The 18,601-nt window shown below is 47.3% G+C and carries 18 protein-coding genes and 2 pseudogenes; 13 read left to right on the top strand and 7 right to left on the bottom strand.

What is annotated here, in order from left to right:
- Nucleotides 1-601: 601 nt before the first annotated feature.
- The gene (locus IO95_RS24300) at nucleotides 602-838 is read left to right on the top strand and encodes a hypothetical protein (protein WP_235186787.1); all 237 of its coding nucleotides are present in this window, start codon (nucleotides 602-604) and stop codon (nucleotides 836-838) included.
- 235 nt (nucleotides 839-1,073) lie between these two features.
- On the opposite strand, the gene IO95_RS23610 is transcribed toward IO95_RS24300, so the two are convergent.
- From IO95_RS23610 to IO95_RS17360, 3 genes are all read right to left on the bottom strand, one after another.
- Nucleotides 1,074-1,511, bottom strand: coding sequence for a nuclear transport factor 2 family protein (locus IO95_RS23610; RefSeq protein WP_023492568.1), 438 nt, complete (start codon nucleotides 1,509-1,511; stop codon nucleotides 1,074-1,076).
- Between the two features lie 374 nt (nucleotides 1,512-1,885).
- Nucleotides 1,886-2,422, bottom strand: a complete 537-nt coding sequence (locus IO95_RS17365) for a LysR substrate-binding domain-containing protein (protein WP_023492567.1) — start codon at nucleotides 2,420-2,422, stop codon at nucleotides 1,886-1,888.
- 317 nt (nucleotides 2,423-2,739) lie between these two features.
- Nucleotides 2,740-3,057 carry a hypothetical protein gene (locus IO95_RS17360; RefSeq protein WP_023492566.1) on the bottom strand — a complete coding sequence of 106 codons (318 nt, stop codon included), beginning with the start codon at nucleotides 3,055-3,057 and terminating at the stop codon, nucleotides 2,740-2,742.
- A gap of 127 nt (nucleotides 3,058-3,184) precedes the next feature.
- On the opposite strand from IO95_RS17360, the gene IO95_RS17355 reads away from it, so the two are divergent.
- The 4 genes from IO95_RS17355 (at nucleotide 3,185) to clcB (ending at nucleotide 6,589) form a co-directional block, all read left to right on the top strand.
- The gene (locus tag IO95_RS17355; protein ID WP_023492565.1) at nucleotides 3,185-3,721 is read left to right on the top strand and encodes a metal-dependent hydrolase; all 537 of its coding nucleotides are present in this window, start codon (nucleotides 3,185-3,187) and stop codon (nucleotides 3,719-3,721) included.
- A 109-nt stretch (nucleotides 3,722-3,830) separates the two neighbouring features.
- Nucleotides 3,831-4,580 (top strand): bifunctional NADP-dependent 3-hydroxy acid dehydrogenase/3-hydroxypropionate dehydrogenase YdfG, encoded by a 750-nt coding sequence (gene ydfG / locus IO95_RS17350; protein WP_023492564.1) that lies wholly within the window; start codon nucleotides 3,831-3,833, stop codon nucleotides 4,578-4,580.
- A gap of 225 nt (nucleotides 4,581-4,805) precedes the next feature.
- Nucleotides 4,806-5,168 carry a DUF1283 family protein gene (locus IO95_RS17345; protein ID WP_023492563.1) on the top strand — a complete coding sequence of 121 codons (363 nt, stop codon included), beginning with the start codon at nucleotides 4,806-4,808 and terminating at the stop codon, nucleotides 5,166-5,168.
- 140 nt (nucleotides 5,169-5,308) lie between these two features.
- Nucleotides 5,309-6,589, top strand: coding sequence for a voltage-gated ClC-type chloride channel ClcB (gene clcB / locus IO95_RS17340; RefSeq protein WP_023492562.1), 1,281 nt, complete (start codon nucleotides 5,309-5,311; stop codon nucleotides 6,587-6,589).
- 3 nt (nucleotides 6,590-6,592) lie between these two features.
- Here the strand turns inward: clcB and bioD are convergent, their stop codons facing one another.
- Nucleotides 6,593-7,258: a dethiobiotin synthase gene (gene bioD / locus IO95_RS17335; RefSeq protein ID WP_023492561.1), complete on the bottom strand. Its 666-nt coding sequence runs from the start codon at nucleotides 7,256-7,258 to the stop codon at nucleotides 6,593-6,595.
- A gap of 277 nt (nucleotides 7,259-7,535) precedes the next feature.
- On the opposite strand from bioD, the gene IO95_RS17330 reads away from it, so the two are divergent.
- Nucleotides 7,536-8,294, top strand: a complete 759-nt coding sequence (locus tag IO95_RS17330) for a hypothetical protein (RefSeq protein ID WP_235186786.1) — start codon at nucleotides 7,536-7,538, stop codon at nucleotides 8,292-8,294.
- A gap of 185 nt (nucleotides 8,295-8,479) precedes the next feature.
- Entirely contained in the window at nucleotides 8,480-8,827 is a 348-nt protein-coding gene (locus tag IO95_RS17325; protein WP_023492559.1) for a YgiW/YdeI family stress tolerance OB fold protein, read from the top strand.
- 280 nt (nucleotides 8,828-9,107) lie between these two features.
- Here the strand turns inward: IO95_RS17325 and IO95_RS17320 are convergent, their stop codons facing one another.
- Nucleotides 9,108-10,325 carry an ROK family transcriptional regulator gene (locus IO95_RS17320; protein WP_037386334.1) on the bottom strand — a complete coding sequence of 406 codons (1,218 nt, stop codon included), beginning with the start codon at nucleotides 10,323-10,325 and terminating at the stop codon, nucleotides 9,108-9,110.
- Nucleotides 10,326-10,642: 317 nt separating this feature from the next.
- Here IO95_RS17320 and IO95_RS17315 point away from each other — a divergent pair, with 317 nt between their 5' ends.
- Together IO95_RS17315 and IO95_RS17310 are read left to right on the top strand one after the other, a co-directional pair.
- A complete protein-coding gene (locus tag IO95_RS17315; RefSeq protein WP_023492557.1) occupies nucleotides 10,643-11,938 on the top strand; it encodes an MFS transporter in 1,296 nt (431 codons plus the stop codon).
- 50 nt (nucleotides 11,939-11,988) lie between these two features.
- Nucleotides 11,989-12,306, top strand: coding sequence for a hypothetical protein (locus IO95_RS17310; RefSeq protein ID WP_023492556.1), 318 nt, complete (start codon nucleotides 11,989-11,991; stop codon nucleotides 12,304-12,306).
- 259 nt (nucleotides 12,307-12,565) lie between these two features.
- On the opposite strand, the gene IO95_RS17305 is transcribed toward IO95_RS17310, so the two are convergent.
- A complete protein-coding gene (locus tag IO95_RS17305) occupies nucleotides 12,566-13,525 on the bottom strand; it encodes a hypothetical protein (RefSeq protein WP_023492555.1) in 960 nt (319 codons plus the stop codon).
- Nucleotides 13,526-14,029: 504 nt separating this feature from the next.
- Between IO95_RS17305 and IO95_RS17300 the strand changes: the two genes are divergently transcribed.
- From IO95_RS17300 to IO95_RS17290, 3 genes and pseudogenes are all read left to right on the top strand, one after another.
- Complete coding sequence (locus tag IO95_RS17300; RefSeq protein WP_023492554.1) at nucleotides 14,030-14,590, top strand: recombinase family protein; 561 nt, start codon at nucleotides 14,030-14,032, stop codon at nucleotides 14,588-14,590.
- 49 nt (nucleotides 14,591-14,639) lie between these two features.
- Nucleotides 14,640-17,648, top strand: coding sequence for a Tn3 family transposase (locus IO95_RS17295; protein WP_037386331.1), 3,009 nt, complete (start codon nucleotides 14,640-14,642; stop codon nucleotides 17,646-17,648).
- A gap of 183 nt (nucleotides 17,649-17,831) precedes the next feature.
- A pseudogene (locus IO95_RS17290) lies at nucleotides 17,832-18,008 on the top strand (Tn3 family transposase); the annotation flags it as partial.
- A 48-nt stretch (nucleotides 18,009-18,056) separates the two neighbouring features.
- Here the strand turns inward: IO95_RS17290 and IO95_RS25305 are convergent.
- Nucleotides 18,057-18,155 (bottom strand): annotated as a pseudogene (locus tag IO95_RS25305) (IS6 family transposase); the annotation flags it as partial.
- A gap of 183 nt (nucleotides 18,156-18,338) precedes the next feature.
- On the opposite strand from IO95_RS25305, the gene IO95_RS17285 reads away from it, so the two are divergent.
- On the top strand, nucleotides 18,339-18,601 hold a 263-nt coding region (locus IO95_RS17285; RefSeq protein ID WP_037386342.1), incomplete at its 3' end, for a transposase family protein.

The raw sequence follows: 18,601 nt of genomic DNA, 5'->3' as shown, positions 1-18,601 counted from the left end.
GATTCTCTGGCCCTAGATGGCAATGGCCAATTATACGAGATCTTGGGCGATGATATCTGGCGTGAAGGACATTTACAAAATGGGTATCTTAAAGGCAAAGTGACTTGGTATGAATCTGGAAAGCCGATAAGAGATCTAGTGATTGTGTAGTGTTAAGCGTGAGTCGGGTAACACCATATACATGCTGTTTTTGTATGATGTTGCCCGATAATGTCTCTGAGCAAAAAAGCCATAAACCTTGGGGATGGTAAGCCCGAAGCGTATGGTGAGGGAAGTGTATGACTAGCAGGGTTCACAGGGCAGTTATCTACTAAGTAGCCCGATATTCAATTTAACATAATATACATTATGCGCACCATGATAACGGTACGTGGAATCTGACTATCTCGCGCAGATGCCCTCAGACCAGGCAAATCCTCTCGCAACGTCACTGTGTACATTGCAGTTAGGCAGACATTTCTAATGAGCCTTGACAAAAGGAACGATAAGCGAAATCTGAGGTCTTATGGTCTTGGTTATGTTCATGTGACAACGCAATGGCGCTTGGATGACCGATTGGCGTGCTAATTTGCGTTAGGAAATGCTCTGTCTGGCAACCTGTTTGCGAGGTACGCCATACAAACTGGCACCGGATCAGCAGACGCATATTCCGATGCAGGTCTGGATGTCATCGGGATTTATCGCTGGGAAATACATCAACATGTCTTGCCTGCAGGATAATGCGGCGAAAAAACCGTATTCCCACGACAATCTGTTCTCGTCCGTTCTCGGGCTTTGGGACATCAGCACCAGCGTCTATAATCCGGACAGCGATTTGTTCCGCGAATGTCGAGGCTAATGGTCCGTTGACAATGGCATAAAGCTTGGCACAGAGGTGACGGAAAAATCAGGGGTTCCAGTGTAGAACCCCTATACGTTACATATTACGATTTTCAGTGCGCGAGTTAAGCAGCGGAATACAGTTGCCTTGTACTTCTTTCGCAAGGCTATCCGTCATCACTGCAAACCCGATGAGGAAAAGATTACCCTAATACAAAGCAAATATCTGAACAACCCTTTACCCAGAGTTCAGGTTACTTAGGGGCATAAAGCGGAGTAATGTCCATATAGATATATGTGCCAGCCACTTTATTATCTTTTATTTTAAATACATCGGTCACTGGTAATGTGATGGTGCTGCCATCATGACGGGTATAAGTGACATTCATTTCAGCAACAATACTTGATTTATCATGCCAAGAGTGAACAACTTCATGTTTTAACCCTTTAATGCTGCTATAAAAGTCAGTCTGAGATTTTGCAATCGCTTCTTTTCCAACTGCTTCTGGAAAATTACCGAATTTAAACTTTGAATTATCAGTTAATAATTTGGCAAATTGCGTAGGATCCATGCTGTCAATTGCATGTAAAATTGAATCAAGTTTGATAGTTTCTTGTTGAGCCGCTTGGGGAGCAGTAGCCATAACAAAGCTAGACATCAGGATCATCGAGGGGAGTAGAGAGTTTTTCATTAAATTACCTATTGTTAATAATTATTTATTTTTGCTGCGCAATTTATTGTTAAATAGAGCTGCTTTTGTTAGGCATAAGCCTGAGATTGTTCTAGTTCATGAATACTTAACCCGCACGAAGCATACACCCGTTTACCATCATTAAAAAATACTAACTATTTGCACCAGTCTTTCAGAAAAAATGAACTAGTCGGTTTTGTTGAAGTATATGGATGGCAATAGAGATTATATGCTGATGGACCATGATGTATTAAAGGGCTTTAAACTTTTTTGCTCTTTGGCCCATTAGCATCCCACTATTTCAAGGCAATAAATCTGGCTTAACGAAAGTGGAGCGGTGGTAAGCAAAATTAGCTTTATCACCAAGCTGCCTTTTATATCTCAGGCCGAAATTCAGCCATTAGCGCGTCAACAAAACTCCGCAGTTTGATTGTTGGCTTGCGCGATGCTGGATATACCACATGCATCGGGCGCGCAGGTCCTTCATAGTCACTAAGAATGCGAACCAATCGGCCAGCTTTCACTTCCGGTTCAAGAATACTTTCCGGGCCAAGGGTAATGCCAAATCCAGCTGTCGCTGCAGACAGTAATGCTTTCCAGTCATTGCATCGAAAGCGGCCGTTCACTGGTACCTCCTTCACTTTTCCATGGTGGGTAAAGTGCCAACGGCATGAAATTGAAGATGCTCCATTGCCGTACATCAAACAGTCATGCTTTGCCAAATCATCAGGTGTTTCTGGCAAGCCTCGAGCGGAAAGGTAGCTTGGCGAAGCACAAGTGATTAAACGATAAGGCGCTAACGCGCGGGCAATTAAAGATGAATCCGCCAACTCCCCGATCCTGATCATGACTTCGATCCCCTCTTCAATGGGATCAACAAAACGGTCGCTCAGGGACAGATCTATCTGCATATCGGCATGTGAGGCTAGAAATCGGGTAATAAAGGGAGCCAGACTAAAAGCGCCAAAAGGTTAGATGCTTTTGGATTTGATAGCGTTGATGTGGGGCCGCTTTCTGAAGGATGGCGTTTTGAACGTGACACCCCTGTTTACTGTGTTCCCTTAACCAAGAAAGAGCTGATCATTGAGTTGGCAACGACCAAACGCTAAGGCGTATTATTAAGTACACACCACCTGCCTTGGATGATAAAACCAAGGCAGGTACCTCTGCATCTAAAATAACCATCTGATAAATATAAATAACATCCTTATATTTGCGTCAGATGGTTTTAAACTGATCCTTCTTTCTCAATAACCAGGATACGGGCTTCTCCTTGCGGATAAGCAATATGCTCGCACCCTATTCCGGCATAAAATATATCCCCGGCATTAAGGAGAGCCTTTTTCAGCTCACCTTGCTCTTTGTAATGCATCTCGACAGAACCCTCCATAACAGCAAAGACCTCCTGCCCATCGTTGACATGCCATTTGTAAGGTGCATCCGTCCAGTGAAGACGGACTGTAGTACCCTCGAAATTGGCAATATCGAGGGCTCCCCACGCTCTATCGGAACTAAACTGTTTACTGGAGAACACTTTTGAATTCATAAGTATTACTTCTTTTCTGCTAGTTGAAATGGACATTTAATATATTCATCAATTTTTAGTGTTGTCGCACTCTGTTCTGTAAAATATCATGTGCCACCGTTACCAACTGAAATCACGCAAGATAATTATGCCCACAATCATTACCCATGCTGCCGTGCCCTTGTGTCTTGGTTTGGGCCTCGGTCAGAAGGTTATCTCCCCTCGCCTGTTACTGGCGGGTATTGCACTTTCCATGCTGCCGGATGCCGATGTAGTGGCGTTTAAATTTGGTGTAGCTTATGGCAATGCTTTCGGGCATCGGGGTTTTACCCATTCACTGCTGTTTGCGGTACTCATGCCTACCTTGGCACTGCTGTTTTACCGTTGGTTTAAAGTGGCTCCCATCAAAACCTGGTTATTCCTGTTTATCTCGTTACTGTCGCATAGTCTATTGGATTCAGTCACCACCGGGGGTAAAGGGGTTGGTTGGTTATGGCCTTGGAGTAGCGAACGCTTTTTTGCACCTTGGCAAGTGATCCGTGTGGCTCCTTTCGAACTGCACAAATATCTCACTCCCAGCGGGCACGCAGTGATTGTTTCAGAATTGCTCTGGGTATGGTTGCCTGGCGTAATCCTTATGGCTGCCATGATCATCGCGCGTAAATACCCGAGCAATAGCCATTAAAAATAGACAATAGCAGATATAACTCTTGCGCTATTGGCAATTCAATTTGTGAGTATTACGCCATCGCGCTAGAGTAGCCGGTAAAGTAAAAACAGTTGAGGACAGTAATATGATTATTTTTGTCACCGGTGCTACCTCCGGTTTTGGTGAAGCGATCGCCCGTAAGTTTGTCGGTGAAGGTCACCAAGTGATTGCCACTGGGCGTAGAATTGATCGCTTGGAAGCATTACAGGCAGAGTTAGGGGATGCGCTGTATATTGTCCGCTTGGATGTTCGCAATCGTGCTGCCATTCAACAAGTTATTGCTGAATTGCCAGCCGCACTGCGTGATGTGGATGTATTAGTGAATAATGCAGGCTTGGCATTAGGCCTGGAACCTGCCCATAAAGCCAATATTGATGATTGGGAAACCATGATCGATACCAATACCAAAGGGTTGGTCAATATCACTCGGGCCTTATTGCCAGCCATGGTCGAGCGCAATGTGGGTCATGTGATTAATATTGGCTCCACCGCCGCCAACTGGCCGTATGCCGGTGGTAATGTTTATGGGGCTACCAAGGCGTTTGTGAAGCAATTCAGCCTGGGGCTACGTGCTGATCTGCATGGAACACATATTCGTGTCACCGATATTGAACCCGGCATGGTAGGCGGCACAGAATTCTCTAATGTCCGCTTCAAAGGCGATGATAACCTGGCAGAAAAAACGTATGCCGGGGTCGATAGCCTGACACCAGAAGATATTGCCGAAGCGGTATTCTGGGTAGCGACATTGCCTGCTCGCGTTAACATTAATACCCTTGAAATGATGCCGGTCAGCCAGTCCTTTGCCGGGTTAAGCATTCACCGCAGTGCTTGATGTTTTACCTAGTTAATGTTTCTTCTTTAATGTTTTCCCCGTGGCAGGGCCGATGCTCTGCCGCGAGGGGTTTCCCCCCACATAAGCCCACTTCCATCTCATTTTCTCGCCCCAAGCTGCCTTTACAGGCTGGTGTAATGCAAGAGCAGAATGATATATTTAGCCATTGCAGCAGCTTGTGTTGTTTTACTGAGGGATGCAACACTCACTAATAAGGATAAAACGATGAAACCCATTTTTATTCAACGACTGATGCGCGGGATGTTGCCAGTCACCATGGTTATGTTGGCAGGCGTCTGGCAAGCCCCAGTGTTTGCCGACACCTGTACTCAGGGGGGGACCTGCGTTACGGTCAACGGTAGTAATGCAATGAGCAATGAGCAAGCTCGCCAAAGCAAAGAGCAATGGGATGCTAGCCGTTCTCTGCGTAACAAGGTTAATACTCGCGTTGAAAAGGAGTTTGATAAGGTCGACCGTGCCATTGACGATGAAGAACGCTGTGATAACAGCTATAACGTTAATGCTTATTGGGAACCATCAACCCGTAAATGTCTGGATCGTACAACTGGCCGTCAGGTCACACAATAATTCGGCCATAACGTTAAACGATGCATCTGTAATCGGTGGCACAGCATGCTGTGCCCTGCTCTATTTATGATTGACTGACTTCCAACTGGACAGGCAAACATCATGCCCAACGACTCAGTGATTCTCATCTTTACCAACCTATGAAACGATGGGTACATCTACGTCGCTATCGTGCCTTATTGCGTCGTTTGCTTATTGCTATTTTTCTTGGTATTTCAGCAGCATTGGCGGTATGGCTTTTTCACCAAGCTATGCTGATGCTTGAATGGCTATTTTTCGATCATGCCAATGGTAGCTTGGTCGCGGCGGCCGCTACACTGCCAGGATGGCGCAGAGCTTTGACACCCATGCTGGGTGGCCTGGTGGCCGGTTTATTACTTTGGGCTTACCAACATTATCAACACCAACGGCCAGTCGCGCCCACCGACTATATGGAAGCCATTGAAACTGGTGATGGTCGGCTAGATGTGGGCGCCAGCCTGGTGAAGAGTCTTGCTTCACTACTGGTGGTCTCCAGTGGTAGCGCCATTGGCCGGGAGGGCGCGATGATCCTGTTGGCCGCCCTAGTGGGGTCGGTATTTGCCCAGCGCTTTACTCATGCCCGAGAGTGGAAGTTGTGGGTCGCTTGCTCCGCAGCGGCCGGTATGGCCAGTGCCTACCACGCCCCATTGGCCGGTAGCCTGTTTATCGCTGAGATTTTGTTTGGTTCATTAATGTTAGCGTCCCTTGGCCCGGTGATTATTGCTGCCGTAACGGCACTGTTGATGACCAATCTGCTTAACGGGGGGCAAACACCGCTGTATATCGTCACGCCACTGAGCGCGCCATGGCCAGAACAATACCTGCTGATGGCCCTACTAGGAATATTGGCAGGTATCTGCGGCCCACTTTTTTTATGGGGGATGGCGGCCAGCGGGCGAGCATTTCGTTCACTTAATCTCAAACCCCCATTACAACTGGCATTAGGTGGCTTAATTGTCGGGTTGCTGTCCTTGCTGTATCCCGAAGTGTGGGGAAATGGTTATAGCGTAGTGCAATCATTGCTCTCCGCCCCGCCGGGTATTTTGCTGCTTGGCGGTCTGCTGGTTTGCAAGTTATTGGCGGTGCTTGCCAGTAGCGGTTCTGGCGCACCAGGGGGGGTATTTACGCCAACGCTGTTTGTCGGCGCTGCTTTAGGGTCGCTGGTCGGTCAGTTTTGCGCCAACTGGCCGGAACTCGGCATGGCAGTACCGATTCTGATGGCCTTGACGGGGATGGCAACGCTACTGGCTGCCACCACTCATGCCCCCATTATGGCTGCCTTGATGGTATTTGAGATGACCGGTGAATATACCCTGTTGCCCGGTCTGCTGTTAGCTTGTGTTATTGCCACAACCATTGCTCGCGGATTACGGCCACAATCGGTTTACCATAATGCGTAGCGTTTACTTTAGGCAGGAAATATCCAGATATTGCGCCAATTCACGCTGTTCGGTACGGGGAAGATAAGGGATCTCACCCAGTAATGGGGCCGGAATACGTTTTTGCAAAGCATCAATGGTATCAGCATAGTGGGCTAAACCCGGGTTGATACGGTTAGCCACCCAACCTAATAAAGGCAAACCATCGTTAATAATTGATTGTGCAGTAAGCAAGGCATGGCTGACACAACCTAGCTTAATTCCCACGACCAGAATAACTGGCAACTGTTCCTGCACCACCCATTCGGCATACGGGCGTAGATCGCTCATCAACACACGCCATCCCCCGGTCCCTTCTACCACGACAACATCAGCCTTGCTGGATAAATGCACGAGGCCACGGCTCATCACGCCATAGTCAATATCTTGGGTTGTCGGTGTGTGAAACACCTCATCAATACAGGTAATGGGGTTAATTTCATTATAGGACAATGGCATGGTGGAAGATGCCTGTAGAACCAAAGCGTCTCTATTCTGAAAGCCTTCGCTGGTTTCCTGGCAACTTGCAGCAATGGGTTTATACCCCGCAGCAGAACGGCCCTGTGCGGCGAATGCCTGCAGTAAAGCACGAGAAACTACAGTCTTACCTACGTCGGTATCCGTGCCTGTAACAAATAAACGCTTTAACATGAATAGATTGCCCTGATATGCCACGTTAATGAAATGACCTCTGCGAATTACGGAGAAAGTAACTCACTGAGAAAAGTCTAGGGGATACCAATCAACAGGGGCTTGAGATAGCTCAATCTTTTAGCGGTAAGCAATAATAAATTTTGATAATGTTGTTGCGAGAAACAGAAAATAATCATGCTAATGATTAGTTATCATACATAAATGGGTGCACTCAAAAATGATATCATCCTGTGATTTTATATTTATCATCAGCCAGAGACTGCAACGAATGAACATGAGATTAAATCTGTCTATTCTCCTGACAACTGCAATAATGTTATTCCCTGCTCTATCGCCAGCGAATATGCGAGCCCCCAATTTAATCTGGCAACCCCCTTCGTTTTCTCTGAGTTCGCCGCAGAGCAACAAATTCAAGGTAAAAAGAGAAAAGTTAAATATTGATTGTGACTATGAAAACTGTCAGGTTCAGGCTGTTTACGAGATCACTTCTGATATTCAAGCTGATGTTGCATTTGTTTTTGTGATGCCTGCAAATACGCCTGTTAGCGCAAGGGTGAATGGAACGCTGCAGCCTGCGACGGTTACGCTTGATGAAATAAATGCATGGAAATTACGCAATAGCGATACTCGAGAATATCCGTTATATAAGGCGGCTTTTACTGGGCAGGTCTCCATAGGCACAAATACCATCAATATTAAATACAATCAACCGCTAACATTACTAGAGCGTGATTATGGTTACTTTACTGACAGTCGCTCTATTGAGCAATTTTCCTACCAGCTCGGGCCATTAAAAGAGTGGCCGCTTGCTGATGATTTTTCCCTTGATGTGACATTATCCAGCCTGCGTAAACGACCAGAACGTGATGGTGGTTGGAGTATATTGAAGTCTCGTACTATTGATTGTATGCAGCCTGAACAGAAAATAGAAAAAGATAGTGAACATCTGAATTTGACTGTTAAATTCGGCAAAAAATTCCCAGATACGCTGATTTGTAAAATTGGGGATAGTGATTTATTAGAGGAAAAATAAGAGGCGCTAATACACAGTGACACTTGAGCCGCCGGGAATTTTTGCCCTGACTTAAACCCTTACAATGCCAATTAGTCATTACAGTGCCATTTTTGAGACTCAACCGACGCGTTCTTTGCCAATTTGACAATAGCTTGACATCATCAATACTTAAAGCTCTACAAAAATGCAAAGAGGAACACAATATGAAGAAAGTTTTATCTATCATTATGTTATCAGGCGCTCTTTTTGCGGTTAATGCTTCAGCCAATTTCACAGGGCCTAGCGTTACTGGCCAAACCAGCACTGTACAGCAAGCCATGAGTGCACGGGTAGGAAGTTATATTACTCTGACTGGTTATATTGTTGCACACCAACGTGAGAACTATTTTACTTTCCGCGATGATTCTGGAACTTTGCGCGTCGAGATAGAAAGTTCCGTTTGGCGCGGTCGTGACGTAAGCCCACAAACCCGAGTCCGGTTGATGGGCGAAGTTGATACTGGCGCTGCAGGACGTTATTTGTGGGTAAAATCACTGGATGTAGTCAACTAGAAACCGCCTGAGTGGATTAAGGGCCAATGTGACAAAAACCTGCACTAAACATTGGCCTTCCCATAAACTTCTCGCCCCTTTGTTTTTAATCCTTCCAAAGGGTGGCTCATCAAACCAAGATTATCAAACCAACAACTTGGTTTCCCCACTATTGTCCTTAATTCCTGCTAGTGCTTTCCCTTTCTGTTGCATCGATAAAGGTATTTGATAACAGCTGATTATAATGGTGGACAGAAAGTGAGCGGGGTTTGCCCTCTGCAATTGGCAAAGTGATGTAATATTACCCTTGTAATAATTTGACCAGTAATGAACCATTATATAGCGCCTCTTTCACCAGTGCGGCTCCAGGCATGGTGCCCTGGTTGAAAAACAGCGTGGATTCAACCTTCAAATGTTCACTATAAGCGGGTAAAGATTGTTGGCGGATGCAGGAGATGATAGCCGGGTAGAGAATCTCAGCCGCGCGGTTTAACGGTGAGCCAACCAGAATCTTTTCTGGGTTAAATAAATTGACCATAATCGCCACGATACGCCCGACACTATGCCCCACACCCAGAATAATATCCTTGGCCAATTGGTCACCCGCTAGCGCTGCATCGCACAGCGATTCTACCGTGAGTTCCCTACCTTGAAGTATTGATGAATGGGCCCCTGCCAAGCGCTGTTGAGCAATTTCCAGCATATTATCGATACTGGCTACGGTTTCCAGGCAACCATGGTTACCGCAGTAACAACGTTTACCGTAAGGATCAACCTGCGTATGCCCAATCTCTACCACACTACGGCTACCGGCATGCAACACTCGCCCGTTGGTGATCACTCCAGCACCCACGTTATGGTCAATCACCACCTGAATGACGTTCTGGGTACCACGAGAGGCCCCGAACAACGCCTCTGCCATGGTCCAAGCACAAATATCATGTTGCAGATAAACCGGCAGGCCGGTGCGCTTTTCAAGTGCGGGCCCCAATGCCATCTCATTGACTTGATAAAACGGCATACGATGAACCACCCCGGCAGCGGCATCAATCATACCGGGAAGCGTAATGGCGATGGCGGTTAAACGTTCGAGTTTATTTTGGTGGCGAATAAAGAAGCTGTCGATTTCGTCGACAATATGTTGCAGTAGCGATTCCGATTGCTCAGCTTTCAGTGGCAACAACTCCTCCACCACCATTTTGCTACTGAGATCGCGCAACGCTAAGGTGATAGTGCCGAGGCTGATACGCACAGAAAGATAATGCCAAGCGTCGGTATCTAGCACTAATCCGATAGCCGGGCGGCCACGACTCCCTACTTCCTGATATTCGGTCTCTTTGACCAGGTGAGCTTCCAGCAACTCACGTACAATCTTGGTAATACTGGCAGGTGCAAGCTGTGCCAACTTGGACAACTCGATTCGCGAAATCGCCCCCCGTTGGTCGATCAACCGATAAACGGCGCCAGCATTTATTTGTTTGATTTGATCAATATGTCCAGGTTGCCCATCCATAATCACAAACCTGCCCCCGCTATTTTTCGCGCTTCTAAATAAAGACTAAGGGCTATGGTGGGGCTTTTGGTATACAGCGTCAACTATTACTCCTTGATTCGTTATGTGATTAACAGCACAAATTGCATGTTATCACGGCAAAAAAATTTCACTTACGCGCAGGGATCAATTTGATTAGACAAAAAACGGCCTATTCAATACTATTTTGTAAATCAGAATCTGTTTTTTTATACCCGAATTAGTTCAAGTTGCAGGTCGTGTGGCGACCGAGTAAAGCGATATCTTGCCACCCGAATGATCACCGAACTCGGTAAGGAAATGCTGTGATTACCCCTCCGCGTGCTGCGGCAAGTTTGCCGTTAACGCCAGCTGAAAGTGACAACGTAGCAACAGTGTCTGACAGTAAATGCTCAACACCGAATAAACTGCCTTATATTGAACGGGGAACGCCACAGTTTATGCTCGTCACCTTGGCGCTGTTCTCTGCGGGCCTGGCAACCTTTGCGTTACTGTATTGCGTGCAACCTATCCTGCCGGTGCTCTCGCAAGATTTTGGGGTTACCCCAGCGGAAAGTAGCCTTTCTCTCTCATTGTCTACAGGCTTGTTAGCTGTTGGCCTGCTGTTTACCGGGCCGTTATCGGATGCGATTGGCCGTAAATCGGTCATGGTGATAGCCCTGTTTCTGGCCGCTATCTTCACCTTAATCTGCACTTTTATGACCAGTTGGCACGGTATTTTATTGATGCGAGCACTGATTGGGCTTTCATTAAGCGGGGTGGCGGCGGTAGGCATGACCTACTTGAGCGAAGAGATCCATCCTGGGGTTGTCGCCTTTTCCATGGGATTGTTTATCAGCGGTAACTCTATTGGGGGTATGAGCGGACGGTTGATTACCGGGGTACTTAGCGACTTTTTCTCCTGGCGCATCGCGCTGGCGGTAATTGGGCTTACCGCCCTGGTGTTAGCAACACTGTTCTGGCGTATTCTGCCGGCTTCCAAACATTTCCGCGCGACATCGTTACGACCCCGTACCCTACTGGTTAATTTTAAATTGCACTTACATGACCAAGGGTTGCCACTGCTGTTTGCTGCCGGTTTTTTGTTGATGGGGAGCTTTGTAACCCTGTTTAACTATATTGGTTATCGCCTGCTGGATGATCCTTACCATCTCAGCCAGGCCGTGGTTGGCTTTTTGTCGGTGGTTTACCTTATTGGCTCATACAGTTCACCTAAGGCGGGAGCATTAACCTCTCGCTTTGGGCGCGGACCGGTGTTGCTAGCGTCTATTTTGATTATGCTGATGGGCGTAATCATTACCGCCTTCTCCCCAATCGTACTGGTATTTATCGGCATGCTGCTGTTTACCGCTGGCTTTTTCGCTGCTCATTCGGTGGCGAGTAGCTGGATTGGTCGTAGAGCGCGTCGAGCCAAAGGACAAGCCTCGTCGCTATATTTATTCAGTTTTTACGTTGGCTCAAGTATTGCCGGTACCCTGGGCGGTGTATTCTGGCACAGTTTTGGCTGGTTAGGCGTGGTCGCTTTTATCAGTCTGATGTTATTCCTCAGCATACTGGTTGCCTATTATCTGAACAAACTGCCGGAAGCTGCGCGTATTTAACCCCTCCCGCTGGCCTTAGGGTTATGGGGGCTTATCTTTCAGGTGTAGATATGGATTGTGTAAAGAGATCTTCTGATGTTAGTGAGCTTGGTCTTCGTCTCACCAATCTTAGGTTTAACGGTGGATTCGCTGTCGGGGCAGAAATTGACGGTAAAATCGTCAACATAACCCAAGCTGGAGCGATATTTGGCCTGCCTGCGCCGTCAGATATTGACGATTTACTGCAGAATCAGCGTGCGGCGGATGTCAGGGCGATTGTCGAGCGTATTCGATCCTCTGCGGATCATTCGGCAATTGAAGTGACCGAGGTTGATTTCGCCCCACTGGTGACGGGGTCTGAAGCCCAACCGTGCGGAAACGTACGATAAGTACGTTTTTTAAACAAAAATAACAAGCTGTCGCCACGAATGGCACTCTTATAAAGACCATTCATCAGGTTCATCTGCTTGCTTCAGTGGTCTGAGCTGCCCTTTTGTTACCTGCTCTGCCAAAGTGAATGTGTAATGACCCAGCATATTGATAAGATCTGTGCCGCGCCTTTGTAAGTAACCTTGCCCGTAGGCCAAGGTTACTTCTGAAAGTAATACGCATCATAAATTATTATTTATGATGCGTTATTTATATGACTTAAAACCTTTTCCCTGTTGGTACGGGAGTTGTTGCCGATATTTTTCCATAATTGCCCTCACTCTGAGGGCAATCGTGATACCAAGCAACTGCCTTATCGACACCTCTGCTGAAATAAAAATGCTGCACACAGGACTTTAATCCTGCGAAGCCATAACTAACCTGCCAAACCAGCTCGGTTTTATCGCCTACGGTATTTACCTTATCTGGGTTATCCATTGTTTTTTTAATCGTAGCCATGGATTGCCCCAACATGGACTCCATTACATCGGACAAGGTTTTATTGCGCATTGCACCTGTCCCGGTTGGTGAAGGCAATGAAGCCACAGGAGATTCTTTTTTACCATTAGCGACCGGAGGGGGAGCATCTTCAAACAAAAAAGCAGGTCCATTTGTGTATTCTGGACGCATCCATTGCATTAATGTAAGGATTCGGCCAGTAACAGATGACATAGGGCGTGTTTTGGTACTCATTTTTTTCCCCGACTCTGCCTCCAGCGTCTTGAGGCTCATCAAATGCTTCACCATGGGTGCATAGAATTTGTCTGAAAAGTCAATATAAAGTAACTCCTTTGCGTCATTTATTATTTTTACTGATGCCGTGAATTTTACAATTGAAACCTGTCCAACGGTAAATCGTTTTTCTGGGCTACGCTTTCCCTCCAACATCTCTTCTCGAGTCCAGCTCCCTGCACTAAAACGATAAATGATTCCCCTTGGATCATCAAAATCCCTGCATTCGAACACTGTTGAATATTCATCTGCATTAACTTCCGTAAATTTAATAGGAGCAACGATTACACATTTATCAATCACACCGCCCGCACTCCAATTGTTACCTGCATGCAGGTCACCAAGCGCCCCTCCGCCAGTATTTGCATTGTTCCATTCTGTTTTAGCATGGACGATGTTGCTTAGGCTAAGTGCGCTAACAATTAATGTAAAAGCTATTTTTCTCACAATAGTATTTCCCCAGTTTAAGGTAGTTGAAACGGGACGTTAAGTTAAAGTGATCCCATCAGTGCATTAGCACAACATATTGGAAAAATTTCGTATACACATTTTTACGGTAGGTCGACGTGTGCAAAGTACGTCTTTCATCTCAGGATCCCCCCAGAATACGCACCGCCAAAGGCCATAAAGCGGCTTCTAGGGCGGCGTCTGTAGCTTCAGTTACGCCTCTTCGGTGCTCGCCTATGGTTGCGCTAAGCCTCTTTTATCAAATTGACCACTGGCCTGCAACATATTGAGTAATGGTTTTACATCAGAAGGTTCGACTGGACGGATTAACATAAAATTTCTTTTTTACACAGTGAAATTGAAATAGTCAGTTTGAATTATACCCTAACCTGACGTCAGGCCTGATGATGAAAAACTGTCAGAATAAAGTCACTCTGGCTATTTATTGACACAAGTAATTAAAGGTCATAGATTCTTTTCTGACACATTCAGTATTGGAGGCGTATGAAAGGTCAACGTATTGGCTATATCCGGGTAAGCAGCTTTGACCAGAACCCAGAACGGCAACTGGATCAGACTCAGGTAGATAAAGTCTTCGTCGATAAAGCATCGGGTAAAGATACTCAGCGGCCAGAGCTGGATTCACTGTTGTCATTCGTGCGTGATGGAGACATCGTGGTGGTTCATAGTATGGACAGGCTGGCTCGTAACCTGGATGATTTGCGCCGTCTGGTACAAAAGCTTACCCATAAGGGAGTGCGTATCGAATTTGTTAAAGAATGCCTGACATTCACTGGCGAAGATTCACCCATGGCAAACCTGATGCTCTCAGTGATGGGGGCTTTTGCCGAGTTTGAACGTTCTTTAATCCATGAACGTCAGCGTGAAGGGATCGCTTTAGCCAAGCTGCGTGGAGCTTACCGTGGACGAAAAAAATCACTGTCCTCAGAACAACAAATTGAAGTTCGACGGCGAGCAACTGATGGTGAGAAAAAAGCCCAGCTTGCTCGCGAGTTTGGCATTAGCCGTGAAACGCTGTATCAATATCTGAAACAGTCTGATTAGCATCTCATTTTTATCTATTCGTATGTGATCCGTAGCCAGGGAGGAACTTTTGCCAGCAGATTTTTTAAACGCGGAACAACGTGCCAGTTATGGTCAGTTCTCTGGTGAGCCTAATGACATTCAGCTTGCTCGTTTCTTTCTGCTGGACGAAGTGGATATGGATTTCATTAACAACCGGCGCGGAAGGTCAAACCGCCTGGCAGTGGCATTGCTTATTGGCAGCGTTCGATTTCTTGGCACATGGCCTTATGACTTGTCAGCGATCCCGACCAACGTACTGTGGTTTGTTGCCCGACAGCTGGGAATATCCGATACGGGCGTTCTGTCCGACTACTCCAGAAGAGAAACTACTCTGCGTGAACATCAGGCTCTGATCCGTCGTCAGTATGGCTATCGTGATTTTTCGTGGCCATGGACTTTCAGATTGAGCCGATTACTGTTCACCCGAAGCTGGCTCAGCAACGAACGGCCAGGTCTGCTTTTCGATCTGGCTACCAGTTGGCTTCTGCAAAATAAAATACTGTTGCCGGGCGTCACCACGCTGACCCGTCTGATATCCGAAATACGTGAAAAATCAGCAGAAAGGCTCTGGTCACGTCTGTCCGGGCTGGCATCAGGTGAACAGAGATCATTACTTGAAGAACTGTTACAGGTGCCTGATGGAGTACGCGCCTCACGCTTTGATCAGTTAAGAAAAGGCCCTGTTGCCATCAGCGGCCCGGCATTTAATCAGGCTATTGCGCGCTACCTGAAACTGAAAGCATTTGGCATGCAAGATCTTGACTTCACCGGTATTCCGCCGGTGCGTTTCAATGCACTCGCCCGGTATACTGATATGATTTCAGTGTACAAAATAGCCCGGATGCAGCCCACAAGACGAACAGCGATGCTGGTTGCCTTTGTTCGTTCCTGTGAAATATCGGCACTGGATGACGCGCTTGACGTTCTGGATGGGGTTATCGCTGATATAGGCCGGGAGGCAAAAAAACTTGGTCAGAAAAAACGACTGCGGACACTGAAAGATCTTGATAAGTCGGCATTAGAGTTGGCTCATATCTGCTCGGTGCTCCTGGATGAAAATGTTGACAGTGAGTTGCTCCGCTCAACGATATTCGGGAAAGTCCCTCCGGCCAGGCTGGCCGATACCATCGCATTTATAAACGCCATCGCCCGACCTTCTGACACCAGTTTTCATGATGAAATGGTGGAACAGTATGGGAGAGTCCGCCGCTTTCTTCCCTGTTTGCTGGAAAATATTGAATTCAGCGCTGCTCCGGCAGGTGAAACCACGCTGGAGGCTATACGCTACCTTGCGGCGATCAGGTCAACCCGGAGGCAGCATATTGATGATGCGCCAATGGCGATAATTACCGGCCCCTGGAAACGACTCTGCTATGGTAAAGACGGTCATTTATCCCGACAGGGCTATACCCTTTGTGTTATGAATAAGTTACAGGACAGTCTGCGACGTCGGGATATTTACGTAGCACAGAGCGATCGCTGGGGAGATCCGCGGGCTAAACTTCTCCGGGGTCAGGACTGGCACACCAACAGAGTGCAGGTATATCGCTCCCTTGGGCATCCCCTCAACGCCGGAGAGGCAGTCAATGCGCTGACCCGGCAGCTTGACACGGTGTACCGACAGGTCGCTAAAAATTTTGTCGATAATCAGGCTGTCTCTCTGGATTTCACCGGCAAACGCACGAAGCTGATCATTGCTCATCTTAACGGACTGGATGAGCCACCGACGCTGAAGTTACTCTCGAAACGTATATCTGACCTGCTGCCAGTTGTCGATCTGACAGAACTCCTTCTTGAAATCAACGCGCATACTGGATTTGCAGAGGAATTTACCCATGCAAGCGAGGCAGGCGCACGTATGGATGACCTGACCGTCAGTATCTGTGCAGTATTGCTGGCTGAAGCCTGCAATATTGGTCTGGAACCCTTTATTCGACCCAATATTCCGGCGCTGACTCGTTATCGTCTGAGCTGGACCAAACAAAATTATCTCAGGGCAGAAACGCTGGTAAAAGCAAACGCCAGACTGGTTGATTATCAGTCTACCCTGCCTCTGGCTCAGAAATGGGGCGGTGGTGAGGTAGCCTCTGCCGACGGCATGCGATTTATTGCCCCGGTACGAACGGTACATGCAGGCCCCAACCGAAAATATTTTGGCTCCAGTCGCGGGATCACCTGGTACAACTTCATTTCAGATCAGTACTCCGGATTTCATGGCGTTGTCGTTCCAGGCACGCTAAGGGATTCCATTTTCGTGCTGGAAGGGCTACTGGAGCAGCAAACCGGACTAAACCCGACTGAGATAATGACAGATACAGCCGGTTCCAGTGATCTGATCTTTGGCCTTTTCTGGCTGCTGGGCTATCAGTTTTCTCCCCGTCTGGCTGATGCAGGAGCCTCTGTATTTTGGCGTGTGGATAAAGATGCAGATTATGGCGTGCTGAATGATATCGCCCGCAATGCTGCGAATGTCCGGAAGATAGAGCAACACTGGGATGACATGATGCGCATGGCCGGCTCCCTGACGCTGGGGACAATTCGGGCGTCAGTTTTGATTCGTTCGTTGCTGAGCAGCGATCGCCCTTCAGGATTAACACAGGCCATTATCGAAGCTGGGAAAATAAATAAGACACTGTACCTGCTGAATTATATTGATGATGAGGATTACCGACGTCGCATCCTGACCCAGCTTAACCGGGGAGAAAGCAGACATGCTGTCGCCAGAGCAATTTGTCACGGGCAGAAAGGCGAGATCAGAAAGCGCTATCAGGATGGGCAGGAGGAGCAACTGGGTGCTCTGGGGCTGGTGACCAATGCCGTCGTGCTCTGGAATACCATTTATATGCAGGCCGCACTGGCACATTTGCGTGATGAGGGCGAAGTCATTAATGAAGAAGATGAAGTCCGGCTTTCGCCACTGCGGCATGCGCATATCAATATGCTGGGGCACTATACATTTACGCTTGCAGAACAAGTAACAAAGGGCCAGCTCAGACCTCTTAAGCAGGCGGACGAGGCGGATGATTCGCCTTTATGACGGCCTAGTTATCAAGGCAATAAAACGCCTATCTGGTTAAAAAATATACTTAGCGTACGTTTTCGTACGGTTGGGCTTCAGACCCCTGAGATAAGCAACCTTAGATTGCATGAAGGAACTTACGGTTTAAATACCTAATACAAAGTGAAACCGTAAGTTTCTGCGCAAATGCTCCCGCTGGTCCTAAAACGAAAGGGGATCCAGATTAATGAGCCGTTGGTTTCTCACCTGTCCCCTCTGGGCTGGGAACATATCAACCTGAGCGGAGATTATATCTGGCGTAATAATCTTAAGCTGGGATCCGGTAAATATCGACCGTTACGCGCAGTGGATGTCAGTCTGTACAAAAAACAGGCTTAGCGTAGGATATTTTCCGTTTTCCAAGCGGACCCCTTGTTGTGGTCGTTAACGCGACACAACCGAGTAAGCGAGATACCAGCGAACACACTGCGCAATAACATCAACGGGATAATGCAAACGGCTGAAGGCTTTTCGGATCAGAGACATGGTCGGGTGACGCCCTAAGAAAACATCATGTTACCCGACCAAGCCTTAATGCGACAGAGCCCTTATCCGACTTAACGCGACAAAGCCCTATCTTTCCCAGGGCGGGATCGCACTTTGTTAATGAAACTTGAACGGGCAGATCGTCTGTGATCTAATCACGTCTCCATGTAGGAGACACGCTCGATGACATTGATTGAACACCTTACCCTTGTTGAAGAAACCCGCTCTGACATCAATCGTAAACATGACCTTGTTGACGTCATGTTTCTTGTCATCAGTGCCATCATGAGTGGTGCCGAAGGCTGGCGGGACATAGAGACCTATGGCAATTCAAAGGCCGATTGGCTCCGTCAGTATCGACCTTTTGCCAACGGTATCCCGCGCCGTCACACTATTGCCCGCATTTTGCGCTGCATTGTCATCGATACCCTGCTTGAAGCGTTGCT

It is taken from the genome of Serratia sp. DD3, assembly GCF_000496755.2.
Note: the sequence above shows the minus strand (reverse complement) of the source record. Positions and strands in the feature narration are given on the sequence as shown.